This window comes from Aquiflexum gelatinilyticum (genome assembly GCF_024741135.1).
GTDB lineage: Bacteria > Bacteroidota > Bacteroidia > Cytophagales > Cyclobacteriaceae > Cognataquiflexum > Cognataquiflexum gelatinilyticum.
This window is the reverse complement of sequence record NZ_JANSUY010000004.1, coordinates 136499-161148: the sequence shown is the minus strand read 5'-3', so window position 1 is coordinate 161148 and position 24650 is coordinate 136499. Positions and strand designations below refer to the sequence as shown.

Annotated in this window: 21 protein-coding genes; 12 read left to right on the top strand and 9 right to left on the bottom strand. The window is 41.9% G+C overall.

What is annotated here, in order from left to right:
* Positions 1-27 precede the first annotated feature (27 nt).
* From NU887_RS08470 to NU887_RS08435, 8 genes are all read left to right on the top strand, one after another.
* On the top strand, positions 28-630 hold the full coding sequence (locus NU887_RS08470; RefSeq protein WP_258422929.1) for a hypothetical protein: 603 nt from the start codon (positions 28-30) through the stop codon (positions 628-630).
* An 82-nt stretch (positions 631-712) separates the two neighbouring features.
* Positions 713-973, top strand: a complete 261-nt coding sequence (locus tag NU887_RS08465; protein WP_258422928.1) for a hypothetical protein — start codon at positions 713-715, stop codon at positions 971-973.
* A gap of 215 nt (positions 974-1188) precedes the next feature.
* Positions 1189-1416: a hypothetical protein gene (locus NU887_RS08460; protein WP_258422927.1), complete on the top strand. Its 228-nt coding sequence runs from the start codon at positions 1189-1191 to the stop codon at positions 1414-1416.
* Positions 1398-1697, top strand: a complete 300-nt coding sequence (locus NU887_RS08455) for a type II toxin-antitoxin system RelE/ParE family toxin (protein ID WP_258422926.1) — start codon at positions 1398-1400, stop codon at positions 1695-1697. Before NU887_RS08460 ends, NU887_RS08455 begins: the two co-directional genes overlap by 19 nt.
* A 113-nt stretch (positions 1698-1810) precedes the next feature.
* Positions 1811-3325, top strand: coding sequence for a Gfo/Idh/MocA family protein (locus NU887_RS08450; protein ID WP_258422925.1), 1515 nt, complete (start codon positions 1811-1813; stop codon positions 3323-3325).
* 168 nt (positions 3326-3493) lie between these two features.
* Positions 3494-4435, top strand: coding sequence for a TIM barrel protein (locus tag NU887_RS08445; RefSeq protein ID WP_258422924.1), 942 nt, complete (start codon positions 3494-3496; stop codon positions 4433-4435).
* 260 nt (positions 4436-4695) lie between these two features.
* On the top strand, positions 4696-5757 hold the full coding sequence (rlmN, locus tag NU887_RS08440; RefSeq protein WP_258422923.1) for a dual-specificity RNA methyltransferase RlmN: 1062 nt from the start codon (positions 4696-4698) through the stop codon (positions 5755-5757).
* A gap of 202 nt (positions 5758-5959) precedes the next feature.
* Positions 5960-8659, top strand: coding sequence for a TonB-dependent receptor plug domain-containing protein (locus NU887_RS08435; protein WP_258422922.1), 2700 nt, complete (start codon positions 5960-5962; stop codon positions 8657-8659).
* Positions 8660-8824: 165 nt separating this feature from the next.
* Here NU887_RS08435 and NU887_RS08430 read toward each other — a convergent pair whose 3' ends face one another.
* From NU887_RS08430 to NU887_RS08415, 4 genes are read right to left on the bottom strand one after another with little or no spacing between them, the layout of a single operon-like run.
* Positions 8825-9754 (bottom strand): rhomboid family intramembrane serine protease, encoded by a 930-nt coding sequence (locus tag NU887_RS08430; protein WP_258422921.1) that lies wholly within the window; start codon positions 9752-9754, stop codon positions 8825-8827.
* A gap of 8 nt (positions 9755-9762) precedes the next feature.
* On the bottom strand, positions 9763-10554 hold the full coding sequence (locus NU887_RS08425; protein ID WP_258422920.1) for a rhomboid family intramembrane serine protease: 792 nt from the start codon (positions 10552-10554) through the stop codon (positions 9763-9765).
* Between the two features lie 3 nt (positions 10555-10557).
* Positions 10558-12429 (bottom strand): DNA mismatch repair endonuclease MutL, encoded by a 1872-nt coding sequence (gene mutL / locus NU887_RS08420; RefSeq protein WP_258422919.1) that lies wholly within the window; start codon positions 12427-12429, stop codon positions 10558-10560.
* Positions 12426-12836, bottom strand: a complete 411-nt coding sequence (locus NU887_RS08415) for a hypothetical protein (protein WP_258422918.1) — start codon at positions 12834-12836, stop codon at positions 12426-12428. The genes mutL and NU887_RS08415 overlap by 4 nt, the downstream gene beginning before the upstream one ends.
* 164 nt (positions 12837-13000) lie before the next feature.
* Between NU887_RS08415 and NU887_RS08410 the strand changes: the two genes are divergently transcribed.
* The 3 genes from NU887_RS08410 to NU887_RS08400 all read left to right on the top strand — a co-directional run bounded on the left by NU887_RS08410 (position 13001) and on the right by NU887_RS08400 (position 18058).
* Positions 13001-15976, top strand: coding sequence for a serine hydrolase domain-containing protein (locus tag NU887_RS08410; protein ID WP_258422917.1), 2976 nt, complete (start codon positions 13001-13003; stop codon positions 15974-15976).
* Between the two features lie 139 nt (positions 15977-16115).
* A complete protein-coding gene (gene bshA / locus NU887_RS08405) occupies positions 16116-17273 on the top strand; it encodes an N-acetyl-alpha-D-glucosaminyl L-malate synthase BshA (RefSeq protein ID WP_258422916.1) in 1158 nt (385 codons plus the stop codon).
* Between the two features lie 134 nt (positions 17274-17407).
* On the top strand, positions 17408-18058 hold the full coding sequence (locus NU887_RS08400) for a sterol desaturase family protein (RefSeq protein ID WP_258422915.1): 651 nt from the start codon (positions 17408-17410) through the stop codon (positions 18056-18058).
* Between the two features lie 35 nt (positions 18059-18093).
* On the opposite strand, the gene NU887_RS08395 is transcribed toward NU887_RS08400, so the two are convergent.
* A complete protein-coding gene (locus NU887_RS08395) occupies positions 18094-18561 on the bottom strand; it encodes a hypothetical protein (protein ID WP_258422914.1) in 468 nt (155 codons plus the stop codon).
* A 69-nt stretch (positions 18562-18630) separates the two neighbouring features.
* Here NU887_RS08395 and NU887_RS08390 point away from each other — a divergent pair, with 69 nt between their 5' ends.
* Complete coding sequence (locus NU887_RS08390; RefSeq protein ID WP_258422913.1) at positions 18631-19449, top strand: NAD(P)-binding domain-containing protein; 819 nt, start codon at positions 18631-18633, stop codon at positions 19447-19449.
* Positions 19450-19459: 10 nt separating this feature from the next.
* Here the strand turns inward: NU887_RS08390 and NU887_RS08385 are convergent, their stop codons facing one another.
* The 4 genes from NU887_RS08385 to NU887_RS08370 all read right to left on the bottom strand — a co-directional run bounded on the left by NU887_RS08385 (position 19460) and on the right by NU887_RS08370 (position 24470).
* Positions 19460-21349, bottom strand: a complete 1890-nt coding sequence (locus NU887_RS08385) for an ABC-F family ATP-binding cassette domain-containing protein (RefSeq protein WP_258422912.1) — start codon at positions 21347-21349, stop codon at positions 19460-19462.
* 120 nt (positions 21350-21469) lie between these two features.
* Positions 21470-22438: a YpdA family putative bacillithiol disulfide reductase gene (locus NU887_RS08380; RefSeq protein WP_258422911.1), complete on the bottom strand. Its 969-nt coding sequence runs from the start codon at positions 22436-22438 to the stop codon at positions 21470-21472.
* Positions 22439-22530: 92 nt separating this feature from the next.
* On the bottom strand, positions 22531-23316 hold the full coding sequence (locus NU887_RS08375) for an NRDE family protein (protein WP_258422910.1): 786 nt from the start codon (positions 23314-23316) through the stop codon (positions 22531-22533).
* Positions 23317-23363: 47 nt separating this feature from the next.
* On the bottom strand, positions 23364-24470 hold the full coding sequence (locus tag NU887_RS08370; RefSeq protein WP_258422909.1) for an alkene reductase: 1107 nt from the start codon (positions 24468-24470) through the stop codon (positions 23364-23366).
* Between the last annotated feature and the right edge of the window lie 180 nt (positions 24471-24650).

The window sequence follows — 24650 nt, the reverse complement described above, 5'->3', positions numbered from 1 at the left end:
AAAGGGTTTTGCTCCAATAGTGGCTTTATGAGAGACTTTAATATTTTTTCCATTCCTAGGTTTCATCAATATTTTTCTGAAATAGGTGAAGATAAATTATTGAAATTATCTGATAAAAAGTGGAGTGAACTAATTGATAATATCCAATCTCTTGAAGAGGATTGGAATAAATTCTCAGAATCACTTGAAGAAATTTCAATATGCGGAAGGGTGATTAATCGGTCTGCTTTAGCTAACCCCTATAGCCTACGCACCGAAATAAATATGGAAAACAGCAAGGATAGTTTGGTTATCTGTCTGAGTAGCTTGGGTGAATTTTATGGATTCTACTACTATTCCTTTTCCAAAGAAGCAGCAATTCCGATTAGATATTATTCAAAAGACTTTCGGGATTATTCGAAAATTATTGAAAAAGTCGATTCAAGAATAAGCTATTTCCCGTTTTCAGAAGGGCATGTAGAAGCTACTTTGGAGGTTGAAAAACAAATGAAAAGATGGTTTCCTAGATTTGAAAAACTGGACCCATTCACGGCTCATTTTAAAGTGGAGAATATCATGATTCAAGAGGAATTTTATCCCAAACTTGATTTGTTCCAATTGATTTTCATTTATGAACCAGTTGCGCTATAAAATTATCCTTGCATGCTGTGCCTTCTTTTTTCTTAGTTCTTGTGGGATGGGAGCAAAGGAGATTTGCAAAACATTTACTTTAATGTCTGATAAAATTAAGGTCGACACCTTGGTTATAAATTATCCCGAAAGGAATCAGATTTATTCCACAGAACTTCGAATGAAAGGAGAGGTATCTGAAACGGTTTTGGTAAATATTGAAGGCATAAAGAGCCTTCAACTTCCACCCGGGATTTATGATAGTTTGATCTACAAAGGAGACTGGTATGGCAATCCGATGGTTCTCGAAGTCAAAGGAAATTCCGGTACTCAGCTTGAATTTTGCGCCAACTTCTATTTTTAGGAAATGTAAAACCCCTCTTGAAACCCTTCCTGATGGGTTTATCTTTCATATACTATCTTTTTAGGATTGGATCAGACAGCCTTGGGTGGAAGGGGAAATATAAACAACCGCTGAGAAATCCATTGCCGAATCCCATGTTATGAAAAGGATATCAGCGTTGAAATTTCCATTGGAAATCTTATCTTTAAAGTATTAAACTCGCCGATATGACAAGTGTGGAATTGAAGAAAATATTGATTCAAAGAATTACAGAGATCAATGATGAACAATTTTTGAAGGCAATTAGAACCATCTTAGACACCAAAATAGAATCTGAGGTAATGCTATTGTCTGAGGGGCAAAAATTGGAAATTCAAGAATCCAGGAAAGAAGTAGTAGATGGTAAATTTGTTGATCAAAGTGAACTTGAAGCTGAATTTGGCAAATGGTTAAAAGAAAAATAATCTGGTCCCATAGGGCCAAAATCAAGCTTTTTGAGATTCTTGATTTTTTTGCTGAAAGGAATGGGAATACTTTTTACTCGAAAAAATTGTTTTCAAAATTTTCTAAAGAACTTAACCTTCTAAAAAAACAACCTGAAATTGGTGTAGTAACTGATCTTGATGGTGTGAGAGGTCTCATTGTAGGAGATTATATTTTATACTATGAAATAACTTCCGAATCAATTGTGATTCATACAGTTTGGGATGTTAGGCAAAATCCTGAAGACTTGAAGATTAAGTGAGATGTTCCTTCTAAATCCTTTTTGATTTTGGATTTCAAAGTTCATCAAAAAAAGGAAGATTGTAATTTCGGTTCTTTTTGGGTAATTTATTGACCTTCAATAACGTAAGCCCAATGGATCAATCCAATAAAATCAACCGAAGAGAATTTATCGGTTCGGCCGCTGCAGTAGCAGCGACCATCTCCATCGTCCCATCCCATGTCATCGCCGGCAGCGGCAAAATTCCTCCCTCTGATCAGGTCACTGTGGCCAACATTGGCTGCGGCACCCAAGGCCTCCGTGAAATGGGTGACCTGCTCCAAAACCCAAAAGTCAGGGTGGTGGCAGTCTGTGATTCCAACAAATACAGTACAGACTATATCGATTGGTCCGCCAATGGAATCCGCAATGACATTCGAAAAGTCTTGGGCGATGACTCATGGTGGGAAAATGTCCCGGGAATCCCCGGTGGCCGCGATGTGGGACAGGCTTATGTGGAGCAATATTATGGCAAGAACAAACCTGCCAAAAAATACAAAGGCTGCGCTTCCTATGAAGATTTCAGGGAAATGTTTGCCAAAGAAAAAGGGATCGATGCCGTCAAAATCATGACCCCCGACCATACCCATGCGCCGATTGCTTTGGCTGCCATGGCTCAGGGAATCCATGTGGTGACCCACAAGCCGATTTCCAACCGGCTATTGGAAGGAAGAAAAGTCATCGAAAAAGCAAAAGAAACGGGGGTGATTACCCATCTTTTGGCTTGGTCAGACCGGCCCGAATACCGACAGATGAAGGCTTGGATGGATGAAGGTCTGATCGGAGACCTGACCGAAATCCACAATTGGTCTTACCGTCCTGTGTGGCAACAGTGGACCAAAAGACCGACCGAACCGAAGGCAATTCCCGCAGGATTCAATTGGGACCTGTGGCTAGGGCCTGTACCCGACATGCCCTATCATCCCAACTATACCCACAATGTCTTCCGTGGATGGTATGAGTTTGGCGGCGGATCTGTGGCGGATATGGGACATTACAGTTTGTTTCCGCTTTTTGAGACTTTGGGAATCACCAAATCCCCTTTGAGTGCGAGGGCTTTTGGCACCACTTCTCGCGAGGAAATCAACCAAGTCTATCAATGGGTCAAAAACGATGTCGCATTTCCCGCGAGCAGTATGATCAAATGGAAGTTTCCCGAGCAGGCGGCTCTGCCGGCATTTGACCTGTTTTGGTACGATGGGGGCATGAAGCCATTTGCCCCCGAGGAACTCGATATGGATGGCAGGGATACTCCCGAGGAAGGATTGATGCTTGTGGGGACAAAGGGTAAAATCCTTGGAGGTTTCAGAGGGGAAAATCCAGTGCTGCTTCCTGAAAGCAAAATGAGCCAAAGACCTGCTTCGGAGCGGATAGATTCGAGGGCGGTTCTGCGAAATACTGACGCTTGGGTCGAGGCCATCCTGTCGGGCCAACAAACTCCCGGAAGTTTTATCCGTGCCCAAACCATCACCGATACCATCAATCTCGGTGCAGTTGCTTTAAGGGCAAACAAAAAAGTGGACTTTGATGCCGCTGCCCTTAAAATCACCAATGATGAAAATGCCAATAAATTCCTGACCCGTGACTACAGATCCGGTTGGGAAATCTGATTTTATATTGTAAGAAGTAAATGAAAAAAGATTTAAGGTTCAATGCTAAAAAGTCGGTGACACCTGTCTTCCGTCTTCCGACTTCCAACTGTTTTGGATCCTAATTCCCCGTTTACTGGAAACATTTGAGTACCTAAAGGATTCACTTTTAACCAACCCTTCCAAAAAATGAAAGACAGAAGAAATTTCCTCAAAACAACAGGAGTCGCTGCTGCAGCACTGACTTTTGGACTTCCCCAATTTGCATTTTCTATGAAAAATGAAGATCCTCTATTCAAGATTTCGCTTGCCGAATGGTCGGTAAACAGGTTGCTTTTCGCAGGAAAGATGGACCACTTAGATTTTGCTTTGCTTTCCAAGAAGCACGGCATAGACGCGGTGGAATATGTCAACCAGTTTTTTATGGACAAAGCCAAAGACATGAACTACCTCAGGGAAATGAAAACCAGGGCTGATGGCGAGGGAGTGACTTCGGTTTTGATCATGTGTGACAGAGAAGGCATGCTAGGGGCAGCCACATCCGAAGAGCGCAAGCAAACAGTCGAGAACCACAAAAAATGGGTGGAGGCCGCCAAGTTTTTGGGTTGCCATTCGATCCGTGTCAATGCTTACACCGCCGTACCATGGAGCGAGGATCCAAAAGCGGAGAAGCAGGCGATTGATGTCTGCAGTTCAGGATTGAGGCAACTGTGTGAGTTTGCCGATGATTTTGACATCAATGTTGTGATCGAAAACCATGGAGGATTTTCAAGTAATGGGAAGTGGCTTGCCGAAATGATCAAACAGACAGCCCACAAAAGAGCAGGTACCTTACCGGATTTTGGTAATTTCAGGATTCATGCTGATGACAAAAGAGTGGTTTCCTACGATTCCTACCGCGGTGTGGACGAACTTATGCCCAAAGCTACTGGAGTCAGCTTGAAGCCAACCGTATGGGATGACCGTGGCAATGAATCTGCCTTGGATTATAACAGGATGATGAAAATAGTGCTTTCCCATGGCTACCATGGCTATGTAGGTATTGAGCATGGCGAAAAAGACCGTGAGTGGGAAAGCATCGTCGATATCCGAAATACCTTGACCGAGTTGAGGAATTTGATGACGGGGTGATTTGGTTTAAAAGGCCTTAGTGAAATTGGGATTGGATATTGATTGATACTAGATATTAATCGATATTCCGGTCCTAATTTTTCATTTTTTCTAAATCTCTGGAGAAATAGAGTCAGTAAAGGAAAAATCAACAATTTGGAATGAAATTTCCTGAATAAAGGTGTCATATTTTCAACCTTCAAACCTTCAAACTTTCCAACCTTAAACCCTAATTTTCCAATCTTCCAATTTTATAATATTTCAATCCTTACCTTTGCAACATGGACAGTACGGCAAAGAAAGACATCAGAAAATTCACCTTGGAGCAGTTGGAGGAATTTTTTATCGAAAAGGGTGAAAAGAAATTCAGGGCCAAGCAGGTATATGAATGGCTTTGGAACAAGTCTCTCAAAAATTTTGATGACATGAGCAACATCTCCAAGGAAACCAGGGAAATGCTCAAAGCCAACTTTATCATCAACCATATCCACGTCGACCTGATGCAGCACTCTGCTGACGGTACAATCAAAAACGCCGTCAAGCTTTTTGACAGCAAAATCGTGGAATCTGTCCTGATTCCCACCTCCAAGCGGATTACAGCCTGTGTTTCCTCGCAGGTAGGTTGCAGCCTCGACTGTAACTTCTGCGCCACTGCTCGGCTGAAGCGCATGCGCAACCTCAACCCGGACGAAATCTACGATCAGGTAGTTGCCATCAAGGAAGAAGCAGAAACCTACTTCAACCGCCCCCTGACCAACATCGTCTTTATGGGCATGGGCGAACCACTGCTCAATTATGCCAATGTCATCGAAGCCATCGACAAAATCACCTCTCCAGAAGGACTCGGAATGGCTGCGAGAAGGATCACACTTTCTACTGTTGGAATCCCTAAAATGATCAAGAAAATGGCCGATGATGAAGTCAAATTCAACCTTGCCATTTCGCTGCATTCCGCTATCAATGAAACCAGAAGCCAACTGATGCCGATCAATGATGTCAATCCTTTGGAAGACCTTGCGGAAGCTCTGAAATATTGGTACCAAAAAACCAAGCGAAAAGTCACGTATGAATATGTGATATGGGATGGCATCAATGACAACGAGGAACATGCCCGGGCCTTGGCCAAATTCTGCAAAATCATTCCTTCCAAAGTCAACATCATCCAATACAATCCGATCGATGAAGGGGAATTCCGTCAGGCATCCAAAGATGCGGTGGAAATGTATGTGCGCATTTTGGAACAAAACGGGATCGTCGCTAAAGTCCGCAAATCCCGAGGACAGGACATCGATGCGGCTTGCGGTCAGTTGGCCAATAAAAACGAAGTGGCCCAATTGGAGTAGTCGTCACTCAGGTATTTTTAAATCCCCTCCTTTTTTCCAGTCAAACCATTTTTCCAATTTTTATGACCTTGTTTTTCGTTTGGATAAAGTATTTGTAAAAATTAAAACTAAATTCAACAGTAAAACAAACCTTGAAGAAAGTTGACCGTAATGGTTAATATCTTTCATTGTAAAACCGTCTAATCCAAAACCCAGATCACAAATGAGCGGCGTAAAGTATCCCTTATTTTTATTGATTTTTCCTTTTTTTTATTTCTTTCCCCCATTTCAAAAGCAGTCCAATATCACCGAGCTCTCGGAGAAAATTCTCAAAATGACAGAAAGTTATGTCAATGATTTTCCTGAGGAAAAGGTTTTTGTCCACTTGGACAAAAGTACTTACGCAGCCGGTGATTTGATTTGGTTTTCAGTTTATGTTACCGCCGGAAGCCCTGATTTGCCATCGCCTTTGAGCAAAACTGTATATGTGGATCTTTTGGATAACCGTGGAAATCTGCTTCAACAGCGTACTGTCAAAATTGACGAGGGGCAGGGTAATGGCGATTTTAAACTGGATAATTTTACAAAAGAGGGTATTTACCAAATCAAAGCTTATTCGTACTGGTCAAAGGGATTCGGGGCCGAATCAGTTTTTGAGACAAAAATTGAAGTTTTTGAGCCATATAACTTGAAGTTTCAGCCTTCAGTTGTTTTTGAAAAAACAGAAAATGGCAACGAAATTCAATACCAAGCTAAAATTACTGCAGTTGACCGCATCTTGGCTCCACTCAAAAACGAAAATCTTGAATATGAATTTGCAAGTGGCGGAAATCTGATCAAAAAAGGAACAATTAAATTGGATGAAAATGGGGCAAATACACTTGGACTAACTTTGCCTGTTTCTGCTTCTGACAAAGTTTCTGAATTGATTTTGACTTGGAATGAAAATGAAGAATACGGTATCGCCAGAAAATTCATTTTACCTTTTCCTTCAGGAAGTATAGACATTCAGTTTTTGCCGGAGGGTGGTGACCTGATTTCGGGGTTCAATAATAAAGTGGCTGTAAGGGCAGTCTATCCCGATGGTTCACCGGTACAGCTCTCTGGAAAAATCAATCTTGGAGAAGAAGAAATTGATTTTGCCACCAATGAATGGGGGGTGGGAGCTTTCAGTTTTATCCCCAAAGAGGGTCAAAGTTATTTGGCCAAAATTACTGTCAAGGATCAATCTTTTGAGAAAACACTTCCTCAGGTCAAGTTGCAAGGAATTAACCTTGCTGTCGACAATACCAAGGATTTGGTCCTGAATATATTGATTCAGGCCAATGATTTCAAAGCAATTTCACCCACAGGAGAAGGCTTACTCGTGGTACATGCACGAGGGCGTATCGGTCACATGCAGGTCATCAACCTATCCAATGGTGTCACAGGAGCCCGGATCAACAAAGCCAATCTTGCTCCGGGAATCAATCAGGTTACGATTTTTGAACCAAGTGGTAATGCCTTGGCTGAACGCTTGGCCTACATTCCCCATCCTGAAAGGAAGATTACCCTAGATTCCTCAAAGGTTGTGTTGGAGCCACGGAAAAAAAATTCCTGGAAGCTTAGCCTTGATGGAGAGGGATTTGAAAAAGGTGCTTATTCTGTATCAGTTACTGATTCGGAGGGTTTTTCGGATAGTTTCTCTTCAAACATCATTTCATACCTTAAAATGGAATCAGAACTCCGCGGAAATATCCATGCGGCAAAGTATTTCTTTGGAGAAACAAAGGATCTTGAAGGCCTTGACTTGATCATGCTGACCCATGGCTGGAGACGGTTTGATTGGGAGAAAGTATTGGAAGGGAAATTTGAAAACCCGAATTTCATCGAACAGGGAATCAATATTACCGGTACTATCAAGCCTAAAGCAAATACCAAAAAAAGTGTAACCGGCGGGATGATCAATGTATTCAGCAAAGGGAAAGAAGATGATTTTATTGCTGTCGAATACAATGAAACAGGCAAATTCATCATCGATGATTTGATATTTTCTGACACCACGCTCTTGACAATTTCCATCAACGACAAAAAAATGAAGGAATTTGTGGAATTGGATTTGGATGATCCTATTGCCAAATATGATTCATGGGAAGGATTCAAGCCAATAGTCAAAGGCTTCCAACTTAATCCATTTCTTAGAGAATACCTTTCCAATGCAGAGAAAAGAAGGCAGGCCTCTGCTGCATTTGATGAGATGGAATTGGTGGATATTGAGGAATTTGTAATCCAATCCCGGAAATATGAGGTTGCAAATGATGAAGTGACCCGTGTCTATGGAAAAGGCGACATGACCCTTGTTCCTGCCGAAATCGGTGGATTTGAAGGGTATTTTGACATTTGGCAATTGCTTCAAGGCAGATTCCCCGGTGTGCAGATCAAACCCAATCCAATGGGTTCACCTACGATCACGATCCGGGGTGCAGGTTCATTGAATGCCCTTTCACCTATATTTTTGCTGGATAATGTCCCTGTGGATGCCCAATTTTTAAGTGCGATTTCGCCAAGGGACATGGCTGCCATTGATGTTTTCAAAGACGGGGCAAGTTTGGCCATGTTTGGTTCGGCAGGTGCCGGAGGTGTAATCGCGGTTTATACCAAACGGGGAAACGGGATCGTCGACACAGGTGAAGGGGTTTTTAATATCAGATTTCCGGGATATTCCACTCCCAAAGAATTTTATATGCCAAAATATGATACAGAAACTCCTGCCAAACCGGATTACCGATCCACATTGTACTGGAATCCCAAGTTGAAAATGGTTGGAAATACTGCCAAAATTGAGTTTTTCAATAATGACGTTGTCCAAAAATTCAAAGTCGTCATTCAGGGAATCGATCAATTTGGAAGGTTATCTTATTTGGAAATGGAGGTTGGGTCATAGGATTTTTATTTCTCGCAAAGACGCAGAACCCCAAAGGAAAAGAAAGAAGCAAAGTAAAAGCTTCCAGAAATGGAGGCTTTTTGCTTTAAATTACCCTTTACTATTTTTTACTTAGTAAGCCAAGACTGAAAACTGCTTACTGAAATACCGACTACTTAAAAAAACCTACTTCTTACTGAATTCAAATAGTTTGCGTTTCTCTTCCTTACTGAGTGCCTCATAGCCTTTGGCTGCTATTTTGTCCAAAATCAAGTCAATTTCCTCTTGTGTGGCGACTTCAACTTTCGTTCCGCTGGATTTCGTAGTGGAGGTCTTGGTATAATCCTGCCCTGAATAATAGGTTTTGCTCTTGCGGTAGGTGACTTTTACAGAAGATTTTCTGGAGAAAATTCCTTTGAAAAAATTTCCTATGGCCTGTATCCATGAGCCGATATCCCTGCCTTTTTGGAGCTGATATACATACAAAAATCCCAAAGCGGCACCTCCCAAATGTGCCAATTCCCCGCCGGCATTGTTCCCCGTCGAATTGACAAATGCGATCAGGACATAAAATATGGCAATATATTTGATTTTGACCGGACCAAGTAACAATAAAAAAAAGGTAGTGTTTGGTGCCAAGGTAGCTGCTGCGACCACCACGGCATACACGCCGGCACTTGCTCCCAACATCCGCGCGCTAGCCAAGGATTCCGCAAAATACGGGGAGATATTGTACATCACAAGGTAAAGCACCCCACCTGCTAAGCCACCCAAAATATAGATATTGGCTAATTTTTTACTTCCAAGGTATTCAGTAAGCAACAATCCAAACCAATACAAAAACAGCATATTGAAAAGGATATGGAAAATCCCTTCATGGAAAAACATATAAGTCAATACTGACCACGGCTGGATTATCAGCTGTGGGATGTCCGCCGGCATCATCAGCAAAGACCTGAAACTTTCGTATATATTTCCTGCCCCCGAGAAGGTTAAGATCACCCGGACAAAAACCATTACAAAAAACACCAGGATGTTGATCGCCATGATCTTGTACAAGCTGTTGTTTTGAAGCTTAAATGCGTTTTTGAGGTTATACCAGAATCCTTCGTACATAGTCAGTTTTAATAAAAATCTTTCCTACTTTTTTTCCAATAATACACCAATCCAGCTCCCACTATCAAACCACTGAGGTGGGCAAAGTGCGCCACATTGTCCAATGGGTTGTTGTTAACAACGTTGTAAATGGTGTAAAGGCCGTAAAACAGCACCAGATATTTGGCTTTGACTGGCATAGGGGGAAACAATAAAAACAGCTGTGTGTTTGGAAACAGCATCGCAAAAGCAATTAATACTCCAAATAAGGCACCAGAAGCACCCACCATGGGGACATTGGCTTGGTTGTCCCTAGTGGCAGTCATATTTTCTTTTGCCCTTTGGATAAGTGCTGGATCTTCAGGATTTCGGCTGTAGGCATCAATAAAATCAAAGACAGCAGGTTTGAAATGGTGTCTGTTTTCTATTACAAACCGGTTGAATAGTTCTGGACTAGGCTCTTCATAAAATTCACTGATTTTATTATCGAGCTTGTTCATCTGAAAAGCTGTATAGCCTGAATACAACAATCCTGAACCCACACCACATACCATCCAAAGTGTCAAAATCTTTTTGGGTCCAAGAAACTGCTCCAACAAAGGTCCGAAGATAAATAAACCAAACATGTTGCTGAATAGATGCCATCCATCGGCATGCATAAACATGTACGTCAAAAATTGGGTAGGGATAAATCTGTTGCTGTTGACATAGTACAAAGCAAGCAAGCCATTCAGTTGTGGCATCAAAAATGCCGTCACCGCATAGACTGCCACAGTAATAATTAAAATGTTTTTTACTACTGGAGTAATATTTCTAAACATATACTATCTGGTAAAGAAGCCATGAATTTGTTGTAAATCAATTTTGACAAAAGTTTTGTTCCCTGAAAGCCCATAATTTGGATTTTGGCAGGCAAATAGCTGGCCAACAATAATTTCCATCTCTGACATGTCCAGCTTGCTGCCTCGTTTGATGGCTGATCTTCTGGCAAGAGACCGGGCGAGATTTTCTCTTTTGTCTAGGGAAAGCTCTGATTTGAAATGTTTGAATTGCTCAAGCAGTCCTTCAAACAGCGCCTTTTCATTGTTTACCTGAATGTCTGCCGGCACTCCCTGGATCAAAACAGTGTCCTTGCCAAATTCCACGATCACAAAACCAAGACTCATTAGCTCGTCTTTGATGTCCATCACCAAGGCAAAATCCGTTTGGCTCAACTGGACATGGGGAGGAAACAAGCATTGCTGAGAGGCACCTGCCGTCTGCATAAGTTGCTTTCGGTACCTTTCGTATAAGATCCGCTCATGTGCCGTCTGCTGGTCAATAATCATTAGGCCGGTGGACATTTGAGCCACAATATAATTGTTTTCAACTTGAAATATTGCCCCGGTGGCATTCACTTCAGGAAATTGGAGTACATCTTCATTGGCTTTGGAAGAGATGGTAAGGATTTCCCCTTCGTCAATATTCCTGATCTCTTTCCCTCTCGAAATCTCTGTGGAATTTCCCCCCCCCTCAAAAAGTCTTTCCCAACCTGAGACAGATTGCCTTTGAAAAGCAGGAGTTTGGAACATTTTGTATTTGTTGTCCTGAGTTAGGGAATCAGGCTTAAGAGTATTTTCGGTATGGACAGCCTCGTTTTGCTCGCTATTGGATTTCCAGTTTTCAGTAAAATTCACATCAAAGCTGAAGTCCAAGGCAGGCACCACATTATGGGCACCAAGTGATTGCTTGACTGCTGACCTTACCACCGCATAAACGGTCCTTTCATCGTCAAACTTAATCTCGGTTTTGGTTGGATGGACATTGATGTCAATATGGCTCGGGTCAATTTCCAAAAACAACACATAAAATGGCTGCATGTCGCTTGCCATGAGTCCTTCAAAGGCATTGCTGACTGCGTGGTTGAGGTAGTTGTTTTTGATAAATCTGTTGTTCACAAAAAAATACTGCTCTCCACGGGTTTTTTTGGCAGATTCCGGTTTGCCGATATAGCCACGGACATTCAGGTGTGGCGTTTCTTCTAGGCAGGATACCAATTGTCCCTGATAGGATTTCCCGAAAATTCCCAAAATCCTGTGGCTCAGTTTTCCTGGTAAAAGTCTGAAAAGTTCAAGGTCATTTTGGATGAAAGTAAATCCAATTTCAGGGTAGGAGAGGGCTACCCTTTGAAACTCTTCCACCATGTGACGCATCTCTACGGGATTGGATTTAAGAAAATTTCTTCTGGCTGGAACGTTAAAAAAAAGATTTCTAACCGATATCGAGGTTCCTTCAGGGCATGAAACGAGTTCTTGTTTTTTCACCTCCGAACCTTCCATCACAATTATGGTCCCCAATTCAGCACCGCTTTGACGGGTTTTCATCTCTACTTGGGCAACAGCCCCGATGGAGGCCAAGGCTTCCCCTCGAAATCCAAAAGTCCGGATCGAAAACAAGTCTTCTGTATTTCTGATCTTGGAGGTGGCATGCCGCTCAAAACTCATTCTCGCATCCGTCATGGACATACCTTTTCCGTTGTCTATGACTTGTATGAGGGTTTTTCCGGCATCTTTTACGATCACCTGAATATGGGTGGATTTTGCATCCACTGCATTTTCAAGGAGTTCTTTGAGGGCCGAAGCCGGACGTTGTACTACTTCTCCTGCCGCAATTTGATTGGCTATTGCATCCGGGAGAAGGTGAATGATATCACTCATTGTTTGAGCCTTCCCTTAAGCTTGACAATCAATGATACCAGCAAAACTCCTGTTGCAAAATAAAGCAGGTAATACACAGCATCAGGCCCATAATAAACATAACCAAATACAAGGGTGATCAAAACCAAAAAAATCAATAGCCTCAAAAATCCGGTATTCGAAAAAGGAGTGGAGGTTTTACCCTTGATGGGACTCCCTTGAGTAAAAGCGCCTCTGATGGCCGAACCCCGGAATGAATCATTTTCAGGGTCATATCCTTCTTCATAAGGTAATTTTCCTTCAGCCTGCAATTCTTTTTTGATCCTTGCAGTCCTTTGTTCGATTTCCTCCTTGACAGGATCATAGAACCGAGGTTTGATATCAAACCGCATGGGTTGGGCTGTTCTGAATAAAGAGGGTAATTTCATAGGACGGTTAAATTCAATTTGGTAATCATTCAATTATAAAACATCTGTCCCAATCATCACATATTGATACTTTGGGCTTCTTTTTTTCGTATATGTTTGTACAAATTGATGTATATTCATACAAAGTTATTTTAAAATTTAAGCAATAAAAATTAAACAATAGCATGCGGGTAAAAGTTTGGGGTGTCCTTCTTGGGTTGTTGGTAATTTTTCAGTCGGATGCGTTGATGGGTTGGGAAAAATCCGGCTTGGATTCAAAATTGGATGAAAAGGACCCGCTTCTGTCAGAAAATCTTGGTAGGCAGATGGAGTGGGTGGACAGTGTATTTGAAACCAACAGTTTTGAGGATCGGTTAGGGCAGCTTTTCATGGTAGCCGCGTATTCCAATAAGGATGAAAAGCATACCGAGGAAATTGCCAAACTTGTAACCGAGCAAAATATTGGAGGATTGATATTTTTTCAGGGTGGACCTGTGCGGCAAGCTAACTTGACCAATTATTACCAGTCGATTGCCAAAATGCCGCTTTTTATTGCCATGGATGCAGAATGGGGAGTCAATATGCGCTTGGATTCCATCATAGGATTTCCCAAAGCCATGACCTTAGGAGCCATTCCCGACGAAGATCTGATCTATGAAATGGGAAAGGAAATTGCCTTTCAGTTCAAGGAATTAGGTATGCATATCAATTTTGCTCCTGTGGTGGATGTGAATTCAAATCCCGAGAATCCTGTGATCGGATACAGGGCTTTTGGAGAAGAAAAACATTTGGTCGCAAGGAAATCCCTTGCGTATATGAAAGGTTTGCAGGATAATGGGGTCATGGCTAACGCCAAACATTTTCCAGGCCACGGAGACACAGAGACAGATTCCCATTACACCCTTCCCGTCATCAAACATTCCGAAACAAGAATTAAGGATATTGACCTATACCCGTATAGAGAATTGATTGAAAATGACTTGATGAGTGTCATGGTCGCTCATCTGCATGTGCCCAGCATGGATAGCGAAACCAATAAAGCCACCACACTTTCCAAATACGTAGTCACTGATTTGCTCAAAAAGCAAATGAATTTCAATGGACTTGTTTTTACTGATGCCCTAAACATGAAGGGGGTTTCAAGTTACCTGAAACCCGGTGAAGTGGACCTTTATGCCCTTTTGGCGGGAAATGATGTGCTGCTGTATTCACAGGATGTACCCAAAGCAAAGGCATTGATCCTTCAGGCGATCAACGAAGGAAAAGTCAGCCAAGAGGAGGTGGATGAAAAGATCAGAAGAATCCTAAAAGCCAAATTTTGGGCAGGTTTGGATCAAAGGAGGCCCATTGAAACTTACAAGCTAGCCGAAAGAATCAATAGGCCCGAGGCAGATTTGTTGGTAGAAAAACTTTATGAGAGAGCCATCACTGTGACCTCCAACAAGGATAATCTTCTCCCTCTCAAACATCTAGACATGCAGCATTTGGCTTCGCTTACCATTGGCGGAGATGGCGCAGAGTTTCAAAAAAAGCTTGACAAATATGCCAGGATAGACCACTTTCAAATCAGCAAAGGTTCTGACCAAGGAAGTCTCAGTGACATGGCTGCCAAGCTGAATGACTATCCAACCGTCATAGTCGGCATGATGGGAATCACCAATACCCCAAAAAGGAATTTTGGGGTAAGTATGACTGATTTTGAATTCATCCAAAAACTGAGCGAAGAAAAAAATGTGATTTTGGCTGTTTTTGGAAGTGCCTATTCCATTAAATCTTTGCCGGAAATGCCGCATACCATCGTGGCTTTTGAAAATAATCCAGTCACACAAAAGCTTGTCCCTGAAATTATTTTTGGAGCAAGAGATGCACATGGCTTGCTTCCGGTTTCGGTCAACCTGACCCTGAGGCAAGGGACCGGGGGTTATTTAGAGGGATTGGGAAGGCTGTCATACAGTATTCCCGAAAGCCAAGGTCTTGACAGCAAAAAATTGGCAAAAATCGATACCATCATGGCCAAAAGCATTGCAAAAGAAGCTTTCCCGGGCGGGGTTATTTTGGTGGCCAAAAGTGGAAAGGTAGTCTTTGAGAAGGCCTACGGCTATTATGATTACAAGAAAACAAAGCCAGTAACCACAGAGACGGTGTATGACCTTGCCTCCATAACCAAAATATTGGCGACGACACAGGCGGTCATGTTTTTGGAAAGCCGGGGTATGATCGACATGAACAAGCCAATAGGACGATATATTCCGGAATTGCGAAATACCAATAAGGAGCATCTTATCCTAAAAGACATCCTAGCCCATGAAGCAGGTCTTGTTGCTTTTATGCCCCATTACGCAAAAACTGTAGAGGCGGGAAAATGGAAGTCTGAATATTACAGGACTGCCGCAGAGCAGGGATTTTCACTTCCTGTTTCCAATGATATGTTTGCAGTGAATTCCCTCCGTGACAGTATATGGGCTTGGACAGTGAAATCTGAGCTCAGAAAACCCGAACCCAATAAAAGGAAGTACGGCTATGTTTATTCTGATTTGACAATGTATCTGATGCAGGCTTTGGTTGAAGAACTGACCAATCAGCCGTTGGATGAGTTTTTGGAACAAAATCTATATGGACCCCTAGGCCTCTATACCATGACGTTTAATCCAGTCAACAAATATTCCATCGACCTCGTGGCACCGACAGAAGATGATGTGGTATTTAGAAAACGACAAATTCAAGGCTATGTACATGATCCGGGTGCCGCCATGTATGGGGGAGTTGCAGGTCATGCAGGACTATTTGGCAAAGCAAATGATCTCGCAGTAATGATGCAGCTGATGCTCAACGGAGGAAAATATGCAGATGTGGCATTTATAGATGAGGAAACGGTTCATGAATTTACCAAAAGGCAATCAACCCAAAGCAGGAGAGGATGGGGATGGGACAAGCCGGAACCTGAAAAAGGCAAAGGCGGCAGCGCTGGGAATCTTGCACCTAAAAGTACTTTTGGTCATACCGGATTTACCGGAACATGTGTTTGGGCTGATCCCGAAAACGACCTGATTTATATATTTCTTTCAAACCGTGTCCATCCTTATGCCGAAAACAATATCCTGCTCAAAGATGGCGTCCGTCAGGAAATCCATGATGTCATATACCAAGCCATGAATAATTGATTTTGAGGGAATTTTGAAAAAAACATAAATGAATTCAATGAAGACTGCTTTTCCATAAAAATATTAAATCGAAATAATTGAACAATTTAATACAAAAAGCGTGTTTAATTTTTTGTTATAAACATTCATTTGATCCAGCATGAAAATAGGAATCGTTTGTTATCCTACTTTTGGAGGTAGTGGAGTGGTAGCCACAGAGTTAGGTAAAGCCCTAGCCAAAGAAGGCCATCAAGTCCACTTCATCACATACCGACAGCCTACAAGGCTTGACTTTTTTAACCAAAATCTCTTCTACCATGAAGTGGATATCAAAAGCTATCCTTTGTTTGAACATGCGCCCTATGAACTTGCCCTTGCGAGTAAGATGGTGAATGTTGTGAATTTTGAGAAGCTTGATCTCCTACATGTGCATTATGCCATTCCCCATGCTTCTGCTGCATACATGGCCAAGCAGATTCTCAAGGAACAGGGGATATATATTCCTGTTGTCACCACGCTGCATGGGACTGACATCACTTTAGTAGGCAAAGACCCCAGCTACGAGCCGGTGGTAACCTTTAGTATCAATCAATCCGATGCTGTGACAGCTGTTTCGGAAGATTTGAGAAAAGCGACTTATGAGCATTTTGCTGTCAAGAAAGAAATTGTGGTTATCCCGAATTTCATTGATCTTGAGCGCTTTAAGAGACAAAAGAAAGAACATTTCAAATTGGCCATCTGTCCAAACGGTGAAAAACTTTTGGTGCACACTTCAAATTTCAGAAAAGTCAAGCGTGTGGAAGATGTGATTCATGTTTTCTATGAATTGAGGAAAAAAATACCTGCAAAACTGTTGTTGGTAGGGGATGGTCCTGAAAGGGACAAAATGGAAAGGCTCTGCAGGGAATTGGGTACCTGTGATGATATCAGATTCCTTGGCAAGATGGAAGCGGTGGAGGAAGTCCTTTCTGTCGCGGATCTGTTTGTGATGCCTTCTGAAAAAGAGAGTTTTGGATTGGCAGCATTGGAAGCCATGGCCTGTGAAGTCCCTGTCTTGAGTTCAGATGCCGGAGGGATTCCGGAGTTGAATATCGATGGGGTGACAGGATTTACCTGTAAGATCGGTGATATAAAAACCATGACCGAAAAAGCCCTTGAAATCTTGGATGACAAAAACCTGGAGGGCTTTAAAGAAAGAGCACTTGCAAGGGCAAAGGAATTTGATGTTTCCAAAATACTTCCCCTGTATGAGCAGGTTTATGTGCAGACATTGGAAGAAACCAAATATATGAGTACAAAATTTGCTTTGAATGATTAGGGAATTTTAGTTTTTGAGTAAAAAATATTATGTTTTAAATGTAAATTTGTGAACCGAATAAGGATGAGCTCCACAATGCTTTATCACCTGAGATTGCAAAAGTGATATTATTCAGTAACTCAAATGTTTAAACTATGCCAACAAGTACAAGTACATTGAAAAAAATCGGAAGATTGGACAGACCTGACAATACAGGTTCTGCCCATATGTTTCAGAATCCTATTCTGGAAAGGCTTTCAAGGACCCATATTTCAGTTCCAATTGTGCTTTTCTTTTTGGTTTCTTTGGTTTGCTTCTATTTTGCGATTACCAATACCAATATCAGTATCGGGGTAGGGATTTTGGTTGTACTTGCAGGAATTTTCGTATTTACTTTTGTGGAGTATATGATGCACAAGCATTTTTTCCATATGGAACCTGATACCCCCATCAAAGACAAGCTTCAATACAGTGTGCATGGTGTTCACCATGATTATCCCAGAGACAAAGACAGATTGGCGATGCCTCCATTTGTAAGTGCTGCCTATGTTTTGGTTTTCTATGCTGTTTTCACTTTGATCATGGGGGATTATGCCTTATTCTTCTTGCCCGGCTTCCTGATTGGCTATTCTTCTTACTTAGGGGTTCACTACATTGTACATGCATACCAGCCCCCAAAGAATTTCTTGAAAATCCTTTGGGTAAATCATGCCGTGCACCATTACAAAGATCCGGATGTGGCTTTTGGGGTTAGTTCCCCACTATGGGATTATATCTTGGGGACCATGCCCAAAAAGGAAAAGTAATTTAGAATCCCTCTTTCTGATTGAAAGAGGGATTTTTATTTGGATTTATTTCTCTTGGAGAAACGCTTCAGAAATTCTTTTTTGAATTCGCTGTAGGATAATGAGTCCCTGATGCTGAGAAAAAAATCCTTTGGAATTTCCATCCTGTTGTAACGTATAGACTCAAGGCTGTCGGTAAGGGTAAAGGCATCATTGTTTTCTTCCGAAATTCGCCAGATTCTTTCAATTCCTGCCTCATTACTCACCACCAAGAGATTTTCTTCGACACGATAATCATACCCAATCGGACCGATTTCGTGGTGGTGCAGGACGATCAGGGAGTCACTGACATAAAGTTCATAATAAGTAGAATCCTCCTCAAAGCCATACCAATTTCCCTGTATGCGGTTTTTTGTATTGGAGAAATTGCAGGCAGAGAAAGTAAAGGCAGTCACTATTCCTATAACCCAAAAGTTAGGTTTGAATAGGAGGTTTTTAAAAAGAAGCTGCAACCTGATTTTCATTTTGGATTACCTTTATCTTTGTCAGACAGTCAAATTACCAAATATTTGAAAATTTTACCACAGTTTTTTATGAGTTCAATATCTATCATCGGATTGGGTTGGTTGGGAGAGCCTTTGGCATGGCATCTTTTGGAAAAAGGGCACTTGGTCAAAGGGAGTACGACCTCTCCCGATAAGTTATCCGGATTGCAATCCAAAGGGATAGAAACCGCTTTGTTGAAATTTAATCCCCATCCTGAAGGTATAGGATTTAGGTCTCTTTTTGAAACTGATGTGCTTTTTGTCAATATCCCCCCAAGGTCAAAATCTGTTCCTGAAGGTTTTTATGCAGAGCAGATCAAATTTGTAAAGGAATTGGCTGTACAGTCCAAAGTAAAGAAAATCATTTTTGTCAGCTCCACCTCAGTTTATCCGGATTGGAATCAGAAAGTGGATGAATCCTTTCCATTGACTTTTGAAAATACAGGGAGCCAAGGTATTTTGAGGGCCGAACAAATTCTCCAATCCGAAAAAAGCTATGACCTGACGATTATCAGATTTGGCGGATTGTTGGGAGTAGACAGGATTCCGGGAAGGTATTTTTCCGGAAAGTCAAACGTGACAGGAGACAGCCCTGTCAATTATATCCATCAGGTAGATGCAGTCAGACTGTCTTCTTGGATTATAGAAAAAAACCTTTGGAATGAGACCTTCAATGGTGTGGCACCAATGCATCCCTTGAGAAAAGATGTTTATGAAAAGAATTCGCAGGAACTAGGCTTTGCTCCACCAATAAGCTACGCCGAAGATGGGGAAGCGATGTGGAAAGAAATTTCCTCTGATAAAATATTGGATACAGGTTTTCAGTTTCAGATGCCAGACTCTTTGGATTTTTGGTATAGGCCATAAAAAAAAGGGATCAATCGATCCCTTCCAATTCGCTTAATTCAAGCCACCTCATTTCGAGATCCTCCAGCTCTTTTTCTATTTTTTGGATTTGTTTGGCCCAATCGATCATCAGCTGATGGTCTTCTGAACCGGTATTGATTTTGGAAACCAATCCGTCTTTTTCATTGGTCAGAGTTTGGATTTTGGCATTGATTTCTTCGTATTCTTTTTTCTCCTTGAAGCTTGCCTTAGATTTTCCCGGATCGATGTTGGTTTTTTCAGCTTTTGGAGCTGACATTGTTTTCTCCTCCTTTTTTGCAGATTTCTCCTCTTTTTCCCATTCTCTGAATTCTGAATAATTGCCTGGAAAATCTTTGATAATTCCTTCTCCTTCAAAAACAAACAAGTGCTCCACCAACCTGTCCATAAAATACCTGTCGTGGGATACGATGATCAGGCAACCCGGAAAGTTGTCTAAAAACTCCTCCAAAGTATTCAGCGTTACAATGTCCAGGTCATTGGTCGGTTCATCGAGAATCAGGAAGTTGGGGCTCTTGATCAAGATCATCAACAGCTGCAATCTCCTCCGTTCTCCACCACTCAACTTTGCAATCGGGGTATGTTGCTGTTTGGGAGGGAAACCGAATTTGGTCAAAAACTGTGATACAGAAATCGTCGCGCCCCCGGCCACAGTCACCACTTCTGCGACTTCTTTGACGATATCCAATAATCTCTTCTCTTCGTCAAAACTGTCTTCTTCCTGCCTGTAATAGCCGATTGCAGTGGTCTGACCGATGCTGATTTTTCCGCTGTCAGGCGGAAGCATGCCTGTGATCATATTCAAGAAAGTGGTCTTTCCGGCACCGTTGGGTCCGACGATGCCGATTTTATCCCCTTTCTTGAAGGTATAACTGAAGTCCCGGAGGATCTTTTTGTCCTCAAATGATTTGTTCAGCTTTTCTATTTCGATGATTTTGTTGCCTAACCTTTGAGAAGTGACTTTGAGTTCGATCTCGCGTTCTTCCTTTTTCATAAAGGCTTTTTCCTTTGTCTCCTCAAAGGCATCTACCCTGTATTTGGCTTTGGTACTCCGCGCTTTAGGCTGTCTTCTGATCCAATCCAGTTCTTTTTTGTAAAGGCTCTTTGCTTTTTCCTGTTCAGTTGCTTCTATCTCTCGGCGTTCTTCTTTCTTTTCGAGAAAATAACCATAATTCCCCATGTACCTGTGAATGCTGCCATTGTCAAGTTCAAGGATCTGATTGGTAACTTTTTCGAGAAAATACCTATCGTGCGTCACCATAAACAGCGCAAGGTTGGCTTTGGAAAGGTAATCTTCCAGCCACTCAATCGTCTCCAGATCAAGGTGGTTGGTAGGTTCATCCAGCAGCAAGAGGTCTGGTTTTTCCAAAATTGCTTTTGCCAAGGCAACACGCTTTCGCTGACCGCCACTCAGATTGCTGACTGCCATTTCTGTGTCGTGGAGACCAAGTTTACCAAGAACTTCATTTATCTGGTATTCAAAATCCCAAGCCTGCAGGGTATCCATTTTTTCAAAAATCTTCTGCATCTCATCGCCATTGTCTTTGCCGTGTTCGGCATCCAACATGGCTTTGTGATAATGCTCGATCACTTGGAGTGTTTCGTTTGTGCTTCCATCAAAAATGGTTTGAAAGACACTCAGATTTCCCGAAAAGACAGGATTCTGATGTACATAGGCCACTTTGACTTGTTGGTTGATGGCTACATTTCCCGAATCGGCAACTTCCTGACCCATGATGATTTTCATCAAAGTGGACTTTCCTGCCCCGTTGATGCCAACTAAGGCGATCTTTTGGCCTTGGTCTATGCCGAAGGAAATGTTCTGAAAAAGTTTGCGCTCGCCAAATGACTTGCTGAGATTTTCTACTGAAAGGTAATTCATGCCGCAAAGATAGAAGGAAAAGGTTTTAATTTGGTAGGTTAAAAGGAATTAAGGTTAAGAGGCCGTCTCAGGTCTAAATATTCAATTTTCGACGATTCATTCATCATTATTAATCCTTCATTATTTTTTCTTCCCCACAATATCCTTCACGATATGCTCGGCATGGACGATGGAGTTTTCTATAAAAAATTCCCTTGTATTGAGTCCACCGCAGACCACGCCTGCTAAGTAGACGCCCTTCACATTGGATTCCTGATTCGCTTGGTCATAGCAGGGTTGGCGCTTTTCGTCCAAGCTGAGATTCACACCCAATTGATCCAAGAGTGCAAAGTTTGGCCTGTACCCTGTCATCGCCAAGACAAAGTCGTTTTCGACCGTTACTTCTCCTTCAGGGGTGTTCAGCACAACTTCCTTTTCACGGATTTCTTTGACTGTTGAGTGGTTAAAAGCCTTGATCGAACCTTCTTTGATCCGGTTTTCGATATCCGGCTTGATCCAATATTTGACATTGGAATCTATGCCTTCGTCCTTCAGCACCATGGTTACTTCGGCACCTTTTCTCCATGTTTCGAGGGCGACATCTACGGCAGAATTTGCTCCGCCAACTACCACAATTTTCTGACCGATGTAGGGCCAAGGTTCTTTGTAGTAATGCGTCACTTTTGGTAAGTCCTCACCGGGAACATTCATCAGGTTTGGGAGGTCATAAAAACCCGTAGACAGGATGATGTTTTTGGTATGGTATTTTGCCTTGGAGGTAGTGATTTCAAATACAGCCTCTGCTTTGGACACAGTTTTGACTTCCTCGTACAAGTTGATTTTCAGTTTCCAAGTTTTGGCTACCCTGCGGTAATACTCCAACGCTTCTGTCCTTGTAGGTTTGTGCGCGATGGACATAAAGGGAATGCCGCCCATTTCGAGTTTTTCGGAAGTCGAAAAAAAAGTCATGTTGAGCGGGTAATTGAAGAGGGAGTTGGTCAAAACCCCTTTTTCGACGATGATATAGTTGAGACCGGCTTTCTCGCATTCTATCCCACAGGCCAATCCTATCGGTCCACCACCGACAATAAACACATCCAATATTTCCATTTCAAAAAGATTTAATAGGTAGTAACAGGTAGTGAAAGTTTAGAACGGAATATAAGGTTGTCAATAAACCTCCCGTCCGTATGTCAACAACATTACCCGATTTTCTGTTCGCGGACCAGGTCCATTAAAAAGCTAACTTGGTTTTCTTCAATGCGGTTTTCTGCCTGAAAATAACGGACTTCTTTCATTTCTACTTCACCTGAATGCTTCCAAAGCAAGACCGTGGTATTGATCGTCCCGTAGTAATTGCCTACGTTGATAAATTGCGAAGAAAGCAATCGCTCCTGCTCTATAGTCGCTCCAGTTGCAGGCAAAAACCTGTCTGGTTCTATTTCCCTTGACAGCAAAACATCCCTCAGACCATCCAAGTCTATTTCATTGTGGTCAATTTTGGCATGTAGTTTTTCTTTGGCTTTCACGAGTTTTGCCCAAGGTGTTTCAAGGAGCGCATTGCTCAAACCATAAAGTCCATTTTCCAAACGGTAAATTCCTTCTTTTTTATTTGACAGATAAAACAAATCATCACATTCTCCGACCAAAAGATTGAAACCTTCATATTGGTCTTTTTCCTTTTCTATCGCCAAAAGGTATTCCAAAGGACTTGAATTCCCTTCCAAAAAATTCTTGACCAGATCGCCACGGGATTTTGCGTTTTGTTTGACATTTTTGAGATCACGGTAATTGGTCAAAGTCGCAAAACGACCATTTGGATGTAATCCCAACCATGTCCCGCCGGCTTTGAGGTCTTTTCCGGCGTAGAATCCCTGCTCCCAAAGATGAATAGAGGCCGTCGGCCGCTCAAAAAACTCATCCCTGTTAGCTACCAAGATGAATTTATAGTCGGGGTGGTTGTTCCAATTGAAAGCTATTAAACACATGCCCGCAAAGTAATAAAAAGGCCGAAATATTTCGGCCTTTTTGTGAATTAAACATGCTCCTGTTCCTGATAAGAAGGATAATCGGTATACCCTTTTTCTCCCGGAGTATAGAAAGTAGCGGTGTCATATTCAGCCAAGGGGTCATGATTTTCGAACCTTTCCACCAAATCGGGATTTGAAATAAATGGCTTGCCAAAAGCTACCGCATCCGCAAAGCCATCCTTTATCACCTGATTGCCTTTTGCTTGGTCAAAAGCGGAATTGATGATGATCGTTCCTTTGTAGATTGGCCTGTATCTTTTTGCGATTTCTTTTTCAGCATAAGGAATGGCAGACACGTCTGTAAACGGCTCTGATAAATGCAGGTAAGCCAAATCGTATTCGTTGAGTTTGTTGATGATGTAATCGAAAGTCGGGATAGTCTCCTCATCCATCGTCATACCAAAAACCCCATTCAGGGAAGGATTCAACCTGAGTCCGATCCTGTTTTTAGGCATGACTTCTTTGATTGCATCGATCACCTCAAACAGTATCCTTGCTTTGTTTTCGATGGTGCCTCCGTATTGATCAGTTCTTACATTGGAAGTGCCGTTGAAAAATTGGTGAAAAAGATAGCCATTAGAAGAGTGGATTTCCACGCCATCAAAACCAGCTTCCATGGCATTTTTTGCAGCATTTTTGAAGTCAAGAACTGTTTGCTTGATTTCTTCTAAAGTCATTGCTTTTGGAGTCACAGTTTCTTTGAATCCTTCAGGAGTATAGGATTTTGAATGTGGATTGATGGCAGAAGCTGACAATGGAAGATTGCCATTATGAAAATCAGGATGTGACATTCTGCCTACATGCCACAGTTGGATAAAAATTACGCCGCCTTTTTCGTGCACTGCTTCTGTGGTTTTTTTCCAACCTTCTACTTGTTCTTGTGAATAAATCCCCGGAGTATTGATATACCCAACAGCGATTTTGGATACCTGTGATCCTTCTGTAATCAATAATCCTGCAGAGGCTCTCTGTGAATAGTATGTTGCCTGAATTTCCGTTGGGATATTTCCCGGATTGTCTGCCCTGTTTCTGGTCATGGGAGCCATGACGATCCTGTTTTTCAACTCCAGATCCCCCAATTGTAATTTTTCTAAAAGTGGTTGTGTACTCATTGTATTTTATTTTTGTTGGTTTAATTCAATGTATATACAACTAATTTAATCCTGGTATGGTTCAGTCATTCGGGGAATATTAAAAAGTAGAGTCTTCATCCGTTTTCCTGCAGGATTTTGAAAAATTATGAAAAGAGAGTGTGTTCAATCCCTATTTTTTAAAAAAATATCATAATCCGC

Excerpts from the sequence above, each read along its gene's own strand:
- rlmN (WP_258422923.1), top strand. The coding sequence starts at position 4,696 with ATGGACAGTACGGCAAAGAAAGACATCAGAAAATTCACCTTGGAGCAG.
- NU887_RS08410 (WP_258422917.1), top strand. The coding sequence starts at position 13,001 with ATGCGGGTAAAAGTTTGGGGTGTCCTTCTTGGGTTGTTGGTAATTTTT.
- bshA (WP_258422916.1), top strand. The coding sequence starts at position 16,116 with ATGAAAATAGGAATCGTTTGTTATCCTACTTTTGGAGGTAGTGGAGTG.
- NU887_RS08390 (WP_258422913.1), top strand. The coding sequence starts at position 18,631 with ATGAGTTCAATATCTATCATCGGATTGGGTTGGTTGGGAGAGCCTTTG.
- NU887_RS08370 (WP_258422909.1), bottom strand. The coding sequence starts at position 24,470 with ATGAGTACACAACCACTTTTAGAAAAATTACAATTGGGGGATCTGGAG.
- NU887_RS08425 (WP_258422920.1), bottom strand. The coding sequence starts at position 10,554 with ATGTTTAGAAATATTACTCCAGTAGTAAAAAACATTTTAATTATTACT.
- NU887_RS08470 (WP_258422929.1), top strand. The coding sequence starts at position 28 with ATGAGAGACTTTAATATTTTTTCCATTCCTAGGTTTCATCAATATTTT.
- NU887_RS08430 (WP_258422921.1), bottom strand. The coding sequence starts at position 9,754 with ATGTACGAAGGATTCTGGTATAACCTCAAAAACGCATTTAAGCTTCAA.
- NU887_RS08435 (WP_258422922.1), top strand. The coding sequence starts at position 5,960 with ATGAGCGGCGTAAAGTATCCCTTATTTTTATTGATTTTTCCTTTTTTT.
- NU887_RS08450 (WP_258422925.1), top strand. The coding sequence starts at position 1,811 with ATGGATCAATCCAATAAAATCAACCGAAGAGAATTTATCGGTTCGGCC.
- mutL (WP_258422919.1), bottom strand. The coding sequence starts at position 12,429 with ATGAGTGATATCATTCACCTTCTCCCGGATGCAATAGCCAATCAAATT.
- NU887_RS08395 (WP_258422914.1), bottom strand. The coding sequence starts at position 18,561 with ATGAAAATCAGGTTGCAGCTTCTTTTTAAAAACCTCCTATTCAAACCT.
- NU887_RS08400 (WP_258422915.1), top strand. The coding sequence starts at position 17,408 with ATGCCAACAAGTACAAGTACATTGAAAAAAATCGGAAGATTGGACAGA.
- NU887_RS08455 (WP_258422926.1), top strand. The coding sequence starts at position 1,398 with ATGGTTAAAAGAAAAATAATCTGGTCCCATAGGGCCAAAATCAAGCTT.
- NU887_RS08380 (WP_258422911.1), bottom strand. The coding sequence starts at position 22,438 with ATGGAAATATTGGATGTGTTTATTGTCGGTGGTGGACCGATAGGATTG.
- NU887_RS08375 (WP_258422910.1), bottom strand. The coding sequence starts at position 23,316 with ATGTGTTTAATAGCTTTCAATTGGAACAACCACCCCGACTATAAATTC.
- NU887_RS08465 (WP_258422928.1), top strand. The coding sequence starts at position 713 with ATGTCTGATAAAATTAAGGTCGACACCTTGGTTATAAATTATCCCGAA.
- NU887_RS08445 (WP_258422924.1), top strand. The coding sequence starts at position 3,494 with ATGAAAGACAGAAGAAATTTCCTCAAAACAACAGGAGTCGCTGCTGCA.
- NU887_RS08385 (WP_258422912.1), bottom strand. The coding sequence starts at position 21,349 with ATGAATTACCTTTCAGTAGAAAATCTCAGCAAGTCATTTGGCGAGCGC.
- NU887_RS08415 (WP_258422918.1), bottom strand. The coding sequence starts at position 12,836 with ATGAAATTACCCTCTTTATTCAGAACAGCCCAACCCATGCGGTTTGAT.